The 7,693-nt window shown below is 72.5% G+C and carries 7 protein-coding genes; 3 read left to right on the top strand and 4 right to left on the bottom strand.

Annotated features, from left to right (window positions below; all coding sequences use genetic code 11):
- Positions 1-482, bottom strand: a 482-nt coding sequence (locus IPZ69_RS36535) for a DUF1203 domain-containing protein (protein WP_235459000.1), incomplete at its 3' end; no start/stop codon positions are given.
- Between the two features lie 113 nt (positions 483-595).
- Between IPZ69_RS36535 and pepN the strand changes: the two genes are divergently transcribed.
- Positions 596-3,166, top strand: a complete 2,571-nt coding sequence (pepN, locus tag IPZ69_RS36530) for an aminopeptidase N (RefSeq protein WP_235458999.1) — start codon at positions 596-598, stop codon at positions 3,164-3,166.
- Positions 3,167-3,355: 189 nt separating this feature from the next.
- Here pepN and IPZ69_RS36525 read toward each other — a convergent pair whose 3' ends face one another.
- Complete coding sequence (locus tag IPZ69_RS36525; protein ID WP_235458998.1) at positions 3,356-4,357, bottom strand: EamA family transporter; 1,002 nt, start codon at positions 4,355-4,357, stop codon at positions 3,356-3,358.
- A 128-nt stretch (positions 4,358-4,485) separates the two neighbouring features.
- Between IPZ69_RS36525 and IPZ69_RS36520 the strand changes: the two genes are divergently transcribed.
- Positions 4,486-4,986: a MarR family winged helix-turn-helix transcriptional regulator gene (locus IPZ69_RS36520; RefSeq protein ID WP_235458997.1), complete on the top strand. Its 501-nt coding sequence runs from the start codon at positions 4,486-4,488 to the stop codon at positions 4,984-4,986.
- Positions 4,987-5,016: 30 nt separating this feature from the next.
- Here IPZ69_RS36520 and IPZ69_RS36515 read toward each other — a convergent pair whose 3' ends face one another.
- Positions 5,017-6,483, bottom strand: a complete 1,467-nt coding sequence (locus IPZ69_RS36515) for an FAD-dependent monooxygenase (RefSeq protein WP_235458996.1) — start codon at positions 6,481-6,483, stop codon at positions 5,017-5,019.
- 188 nt (positions 6,484-6,671) lie between these two features.
- On the opposite strand from IPZ69_RS36515, the gene IPZ69_RS36510 reads away from it, so the two are divergent.
- The gene (locus tag IPZ69_RS36510) at positions 6,672-7,307 is read left to right on the top strand and encodes a TetR/AcrR family transcriptional regulator (protein ID WP_235458995.1); all 636 of its coding nucleotides are present in this window, start codon (positions 6,672-6,674) and stop codon (positions 7,305-7,307) included.
- 86 nt (positions 7,308-7,393) lie between these two features.
- On the opposite strand, the gene IPZ69_RS36505 is transcribed toward IPZ69_RS36510, so the two are convergent.
- Positions 7,394-7,648 (bottom strand): hypothetical protein, encoded by a 255-nt coding sequence (locus IPZ69_RS36505; RefSeq protein WP_235458994.1) that lies wholly within the window; start codon positions 7,646-7,648, stop codon positions 7,394-7,396.
- Positions 7,649-7,693 lie beyond the last annotated feature (45 nt).

Below are 7,693 nucleotides of genomic sequence, written 5' to 3'. Positions count from 1 at the left end.
GGCCGTCGCACCTCGTAGAGGAAGCAGCCGTACTCCACGGCCCGGACGTGCACCAGGGCCACCTCGGGGTCGGTGAAGGCCTCCGTGAAGGCTTCGTCGAAGGCGGCGGGTGAGGCGGGGTCGGTGACGAGGCGGCCGCCCAGGATGCGTCCGTCGGCGGAGTAGCGGCGGACCGTGCGGTGGGCGTGGGTGAAGGGCAGGACGCCGCCGGACGGCCCCGGGCACTCCTCCGCGTGGATGAAGACGGGGCCCTGTTCGTCGTAGGCGCCCGGCTCGGCTCCGGTCGCGGCCGCCCAGCGGCGCAGCGGGGCGTAGGAGACGAGGGCGATCTCCTCGCCGGGGTCGCTGCGGCGCAGGCAGCAGCGCAGCGGGGCGCCGCCCTCCTCGTCCGTCAGGGGCACCGCCGGGCGTCCGGCGTCGTCCGTGGAGCGGAGTTCCTTGAGGACCCGGTGGTCGATGGGGCGTGCGGTGTACGTGGTCATGGGCCCAGGCTGGCGTGTTTGTGGCCCCCGTGACCGGCGGGATCCGGACATCGCGTTCCCCTCGGGTCCCATGGAAGGATGGCGCAACCCACACATAACGAGGAGATGACCGCGTGCCTGGCACAAACCTGACTCGCGAAGAGGCGCGGCAGCGGGCGAAGCTGCTGACCGTTGACTCGTACGAGATCGATCTCGACCTCTCCGGCGCGCAGGAGGGCGGCACCTACAGGTCCGTGACCACGGTGCGCTTCGACGTCACCGAAACCGGTGTCGAGTCCTTCATCGACCTGGTGGCGCCGGCGGTCCACGAGGTCACCCTGAACGGCGACCCGCTCGACCCCGACCAGGTCTTCAAGGACTCGCGGATCGCCCTGCCCGGCCTCCTTCAGGGCCGCAACGTCCTCCGTGTCGTCGCCGACTGCGCGTACACCAACACCGGCGAGGGCCTGCACCGCTTCGTCGACCCGGTCGACGAGCAGGCGTACCTCTACACCCAGTTCGAGGTGCCGGACGCCCGCAGGGTCTTCGCCTCCTTCGAGCAGCCCGATCTGAAGGCCACCTTCCAGTTCACGGTGAAGGCACCGACTGGCTGGACGGTCATTTCCAACTCCCCGACGCCCGAGCCCAAGGACGACATCTGGGTCTTCGAGCCGACGCCGCGGATCTCGTCGTACATCACCGCCCTGATCGTCGGCCCGTACCACTCGGTGCACAGCGTGTACGAGAAGGACGGGCAGAGCGTGCCGCTCGGCATCTACTGCCGTCCCTCGCTCGCCGAGTTCCTCGACTCGGACGCGATCTTCGAGGTCACCCGCCAGGGCTTCGACTGGTTCCAGGAGAAGTTCGACTACGCGTACCCCTTCAAGAAGTACGACCAGCTCTTCGTGCCGGAGTTCAACGCGGGCGCGATGGAGAACGCGGGCGCGGTGACCATCCGCGACCAGTACGTCTTCCGGTCCAAGGTGACCGACGCGGCGTACGAGGTCCGCGCGGAGACGATCCTGCACGAGCTGGCCCACATGTGGTTCGGCGACCTGGTCACCATGGAGTGGTGGAACGACCTGTGGCTGAACGAGTCGTTCGCCACCTACACCTCCATCGCCTGCCAGGCCTACGCGCCCGGCTCGCGCTGGCCGCACGCGTGGACCACGTTCGCGAACTCGATGAAGACCTGGGCGTACCGGCAGGACCAGCTGCCGTCCACCCACCCGATCATGGCCGAGATCCGCGACCTGGACGACGTGCTCGTCAACTTCGACGGCATCACGTACGCCAAGGGCGCGAGCGTGCTCAAGCAGCTCGTCGCGTACGTCGGCATGGACGCGTTCTTCCAGGGCGTGCAGGCCTACTTCAAGCGCCACGCCTTCGGCAACACCCGCCTGTCCGACCTGCTGGGCGCCCTGGAGGAGACCTCCGGGCGTGACCTGAGCACCTGGTCGAAGAAGTGGCTGGAGACGGCCGGCATCAACATCCTGCGCCCGGAGATCGAGACCGACGCCGACGGCGTCATCACCTCCTTCGCCATCCGCCAGGAGGCCCCGGCCCTGCCCGCCGGCGCCAAGGGCGAGCCGACGCTGCGCCCGCACCGGATCGCGGTCGGCCTGTACGAGCTCGCGGACACCGGCAAGCTGGTCCGTGCCGAGCGCGTCGAGCTGGACGTGGACGGCGAGCTGACCGCCGTACCCGAGCTGGTCGGCAGGCCCCGCCCGGCCGTGATCCTGCTCAACGACGACGACCTGTCGTACGCGAAGGTCCGTCTGGACGAGCAGTCGCTGGCCTTCGTCACCGAGCGCCTCGGCGACTTCGAGTCCTCCCTGCCGCGCGCCCTGTGCTGGGCGTCGGCCTGGGACATGACCCGCGACGCCGAGCTCGCCACCCGCGACTACCTGTCCCTGGTGCTGTCCGGCATCGGCAAGGAGTCCGACATCGGCGTCGTGCAGTCGCTCCAGCGCCAGGTGAAGCTGGCCATCGAGCTGTACGCCGACCCGGCCGCCCGCGAGGCCCTGCTCACCCGCTGGACGGACGCCACGCTGGCCCACCTGCGCGCCGCCGAGGCGGGCAGCGACCACCAGCTGGCCTGGGCGCGCGCCTTCGCGGCGACCGCCCGTACGCCGGAGCAGCTGGACCTCCTGGAGGGCCTGCTGGACGGCACCCAGACGATCGAGGGTCTGGTCGTGGACGCGGAGCTGCGCTGGGCGTTCGTGGAGCGCCTCGCGGCGGTCGGCCGCTTCGACGAGGCGGAGATCGCGGGCGAGGCCGAGCGGGACAAGACCGCGGCCGGCGAGCGGCACGCGGCCACCGCCCGTGCGGCCCGCCCGACGCCGGAGGCCAAGGCGGAGGCCTGGGCCGCGGTCATCGAGTCCGACAAGCTCCCGAACGCCGTCCAGGAGGCGGTGATCGGCGGCTTCGTGCAGACCGACCAGCGGGAGCTGCTGGCGACCTACACGGACCGGTACTTCGAGGTCCTCAAGGAGGTCTGGGACGCCCGCTCCCACGAGATCGCCCAGCAGATCGCGATCGGCCTCTACCCGTCGGTCCAGGTTTCCGAGGAGACCCTGGCCAAGACGGACGCGTGGCTGGCCTCGGCCGAGCCCAACGCGGCCCTGCGCCGCCTCGTCTCGGAGTCCCGCTCGGGCATCGAGCGGGCCCTGAAGGCCCAGGCGGCGGACGCGGCCGGCGCGTAGTCGTCCGTACGGTGACGGGGGCGTCCGGCGTTGTGCCGGGCGCCCCTTCGCGTGGCCTTCGCGAGCGGTAGCGGCGCCATCAGCGGTACCGGCGCTACAGGCGGCGGGCGCGGTCCCGCAGGGCGGCGAGCACCCTGCCCGCCGCGGCCACGGAGGTCCTTTCGCCGGTCGGTGATCGGGCGGACCCGTCTACCGTCGCCGCGCGGAATCCGTCAGGTCCATCGAATCCTTTCGACCGTTCTGTTCAGCGGAACTGAACGATCGTCCGGACCCGGACCCGGACCCGGACCCTGACCCTGACCCGGCCACTGCAGCCGCTCCTGCCACCGCCCTTGGACGCGCCCCCAGCTGCCCGGCCACCGTCGCCCCGAAGGCCAGCGCCATGCCCGCCAGTTGGACCGGCGTCAGCGTCTGGCCGAGGGCGGCCCAGCCGACGACGGCGGCCGTCAGCGGCGACAGCGGGCCGAGGAAGGTGACCTGGGTGGCGGTGAGGCGGCCGATGCCGCGGAACCAGAGCCAGTAGGCGACCGCCGTGTTGGCCAGGGCGAGGTAGAGGTAGCCGCCGATCGCGCGGCCGTCCAGCGCGGGCGGGGCGCCCTCGACGAGGAGGGCGATCGGCGCGATGACCAGCCCGCCCGCGGTGAGCTGCCAGCCGGTGAGCGCCAGCGGGCCGACGCCGTCGGGGCGGCCCCAGCGCTTGGTCAGGACGGTGCCGGTGGACATGGAGGCGGTGGCGGCGAGGGCCGCGAGCACACCCACCGCGTCGAGCGCCCCGGCCGCCCTGAGCACGACCAGGCTGACGCCGAACGCGGCCGCGGCCCCGGCGAGCAGCGTCCGTACGGTCGGCCGCTGCCCGAGCAGCGGCGCGGAGAGGCCGACGACGAACAGCGGGCCGACCGAGCCGACGACGGCGGCCATCCCGCCGGGCAGCCGGTACGCGGACAGGAACAGCAGCGGGAAGAAGGCGCCGATGTTGAGCGCGCCGAGGACGGCGGCCTTCCACCACCAGGCGCCGCGCGGCAGCACGCGGGCGAGGGCGAGCAGGAGCAGGCCGGCCGGGAGGGCACGCAGGAGACCGGTGAACAGGGGGCGGTCGGGCGGCAGGAACTGCGTGGTGACGGCGTAGGTGGTGCCCCAGGAGACGGGGGCGAGGGCGGTGAGGGCTATGAGCGCGGGGCGGTTCGCAGCCATGGAAGACACCCTTCGGGAGAGCCGAACAGGTCCGACCGATCAGGTCAGCCATAGATAGCTTAGCTCTAAGCTACTTACCGTCAAGCCACTTTCTTGCGGGTGACCGGAACCCGGCGGATACTCCCGCCATGAGTGCAGAGCGCAAGGACCCGGTCGACGCGATCATCGATCAGTGGGCGGCCGTACGGCCCGACCTCGACACCGCCGCGATGGAGGTCTTCGGCCGCATCTTCCGGCTCTCCCGCACGATGGGCGATCGAATGGAGAAGGCGTACGAGCGGTTCGGGATCTCGCGCGGCGAGTTCGACGTCCTGGCCACCCTGCGCCGCTCCGGCGAGCCGTACACCCTCTCGCCCCGCCAGCTCTCGGCCACGCTCATGCTCACCACCGGCGGGATGACCGGCCGGCTGGACAAGCTGGAGCGGGCGGGCCTGCTGCGCCGCTCGCCCGACCCGCACGACCGGCGCGGCCTCCAGGTGACACTGACGGACGAGGGGCTGCGGCTGATCGACGAGGCGGTCGGCGCCGGCCTCGAAGAGCAGACGGACGCGCTGTCCGCCCTGGACGACGAACAGGCCGGCCGACTGGCCGACCTGCTGCGGGAGTTGCTGCGCGGAACCGCGCAGTAGGCGGCGCGGCGCGGGCCGCCGCGGGCGGGGTCAGGCGGCCACCCGGCCGAGGTGCCGGTCCAGCGCCGCCCCGATCGCCGCCGAATCGGCGGAGTCGGCCGCCCAGGCGACGTATCCGTCGGGGCGCACCAGCACGGCCGTACGACGCTCGCCACGGGCCCAGCGCTCCACGGCCAGCCGGTCCGCGCGCCCCGCGCCGCCGTCGCACGACCCCGGAGTGATCAGCACGAACCGCCCGCCGCGCAGCGCCTCGTAGAGGCGGCCGCCGCCGGCGAGGGCGACGTCCGGGACGCGGGTGCCGGTGAGACGGTGGGCGCCACGGGGGGCCGGGTACCGGAAGCCGGTGCCGGTGATCTGGCCCGCGGCCCTGCGGCGGGCCGGGCCCACGCGGTTGAGGAAGGCGGTCACGGCCGCGCGCGCCGCCAGCGTCCAGGGGCGCTTGGCCATGGCGAGGCGGACGATGCCGCCGCTGCTGCGCAGCACCGCCTTGCCGACGGGGTGTCGCTCGGCCTGGTAGGTGTCGAGGAGCGCGGGGTCGGCGTGCCCGGTGACGACGGCGGCCAGCTTCCAGCTCAGGTTGGCCGCGTCCTGCAGCCCGGTGTTCATGCCCTGACCGCCGGCCGGGGTGTGCACGTGCGCGGCGTCGCCGGCCAGGAAGACGCGGCCGACGCGGTAGGCGGGGGCCTGGCGCTCGTCGCTGTGGAAGCGAGACATCCAGCGCGCGTCGTGCATCCCGAAGTCCCGGCCGAGGGCGAGGCGGGTGATCTCCTTGACCTCGTCGAGCCCGACGGGCTCGGTGTCGGGGACGTCGCGGCCGCGGTGCCAGCCGATGACGCGGTAGTAGCCGTCGCCGAAGGGGGCGACGAAGGCGAAGGCGTCGCCGACGGCGTTGACGGTGAGCAGGCTGTCCGGCTTCTCGGCGAGCAGCACGTCGGCGAGGACGACGGAACGGATCACCGACCTGCCGGGGAACGGCAGCCCGATCGCCTCGCGCACGGCACTGCGCATGCCGTCGCTGCCGACGACGTAGGCGGCGCGCAGGCTCTCGGTGCGGCCGCCGGGGCGGCGGACCTCGACGGTGACGCCGTCCGCGTCCTGCGCCAGCCCGGTCACCTCGCTCTCATACCGGAAGTCCACGCCCGCCTCCACCGCGCGCCGCTCCAGCACCTTCTCCACCTCGTACTGCGGGAGGACGAGCAGGTGGTTGAAGCGGGAGGGGAGGGTGTCGAGCGCGACGGTGAGGCGGCCGAAGAGGCGGAGCCGGTCGAGGGGCTGCCCGACGGCCTCCAGGTCGTCGGCGAGGCCGCGGGCGTCGAGCTGCTCCAGGGTGCGGGCGTGCAGGACGAAGGCGCGGGAGAGGTTGCTGATCTTGTGCGGGCGCTTTTCGAGGAGCGTGACGGGGATGCCGGCGGTGGCGAGGTCCCCGGCGAGGAGGAGGCCGGTGGGGCCGGAGCCGACGACGAGGACGCGGGGGGCGGCGGGAGTCGTGCCGTTCATGAGGGCCTCCTGGGGTGACAACGCTCGTTGGCCAACATTCGTAGGCCAACGCTTGCGGGTCAACGCTTGTGGGTCAACGCTTGTTGGCAAGCCTAGGAGCGGGGCGGCATCGACGTCAACACCTGTTGGCCTACGAGTGTTGGCACACGCCTGTTGACACCCACACCCGTTGGCCTACGCTCGTTGACATGACTGCAAGCAGCACCGACCCCACCGGCACCCCGGGCGGCACCGGCACCGGCACCGGCACCCCGGGCGGAGCCTCAAGCGGGGCTCGCCGCTCCGACGCCACCCGCGGCGCGATCCTCACCGCCGCGCGCGAGCGCTTCGCCTCCGACGGCTACGAGCGGGCCACCATCCGGGCCATCGCCAAGGACGCGCACATCGATCCGTCGATGGTGATGCGCTACTTCGGCAGCAAGGAGGGCCTGTTCGCCGCCGCCGTCGCGCTCGATCTGCGGCTGCCGGACCTGACCGCGGTGCCCCGCGACGAGGTCGGCCGGGCGCTGGTGGGCCACTTCCTCAGCCTGTGGGAGGAGAACGAGGAGCTCACGGCCGTGCTGCGGGTCGGCGCGACCAATCAGGCCGGGGCCGAGCGCATGCAGGGCATCTTCCGCGACCAGCTGCTGCCGGTGGCCCGGCAGGCCTGCCCCGACCCCGAGCAGATCCCGGTCCGCGCCGCGCTCTGCGCCTCGCAGCTGCTCGGGCTGGCGCTCACCCGCTACGTGCTGCGCCTGCCGCCCGCCGTGGCGCTGCACCCGCAGGAGATCGTCGCCTGGCTCGCGCCCACCGTGCAGCGGTACCTGACGGCGCCGAGCCCCTGAGCTCCCACGGACGCAAAAACGCCGAAGGGCGCCGTCCCCGCACAGGTCGGGAGGACGGCGCCCTTCGGCGTCGGTTCAGGTTCCGCTCAGGCCTTCGCCCTGCCGGGCTTGGACACGCGGATCTTGGACTTGTCGAGCACCATCACCAGACCCGCGATGATCACGAACAGGGCGATGGGGGCCACGACGTAGAGGCCCAGCGTCTGGACGACGCTCAGGCCGGGGCCGGGGTCGTCGCCGTCGTCGCGGGTCAGCGCGAGCGCGGGGGACGACATGAGCAGCATCATCAGCGTCGTACCGGCGGCCAGGGCGCCGGCGCGCAGGGCGTTCTTCTTGTCCACGGTGCAAAAGTAGCGAACGCCTGAACGGAGCGCGCGTCCGGGGTG

Origin of the sequence: Streptomyces olivochromogenes, assembly GCF_021538895.1 — a bacterium.
Classification (GTDB): domain Bacteria; phylum Actinomycetota; class Actinomycetes; order Streptomycetales; family Streptomycetaceae; genus Streptomyces; species Streptomyces olivochromogenes_A.
This window is presented reverse-complemented; position numbering and strand designations above follow the sequence as displayed.

What these genes read in the sequence shown, in the direction of transcription:
- IPZ69_RS36525 (WP_235458998.1), bottom strand. Translation starts at nt 4,357, where the DNA reads ATGGCTGCGAACCGCCCCGCGCTCATAGCCCTCACCGCCCTCGCCCCC.
- IPZ69_RS36520 (WP_235458997.1), top strand. Translation starts at nt 4,486, where the DNA reads ATGAGTGCAGAGCGCAAGGACCCGGTCGACGCGATCATCGATCAGTGG.
- IPZ69_RS36515 (WP_235458996.1), bottom strand. Translation starts at nt 6,483, where the DNA reads ATGAACGGCACGACTCCCGCCGCCCCCCGCGTCCTCGTCGTCGGCTCC.
- IPZ69_RS36510 (WP_235458995.1), top strand. Translation starts at nt 6,672, where the DNA reads ATGACTGCAAGCAGCACCGACCCCACCGGCACCCCGGGCGGCACCGGC.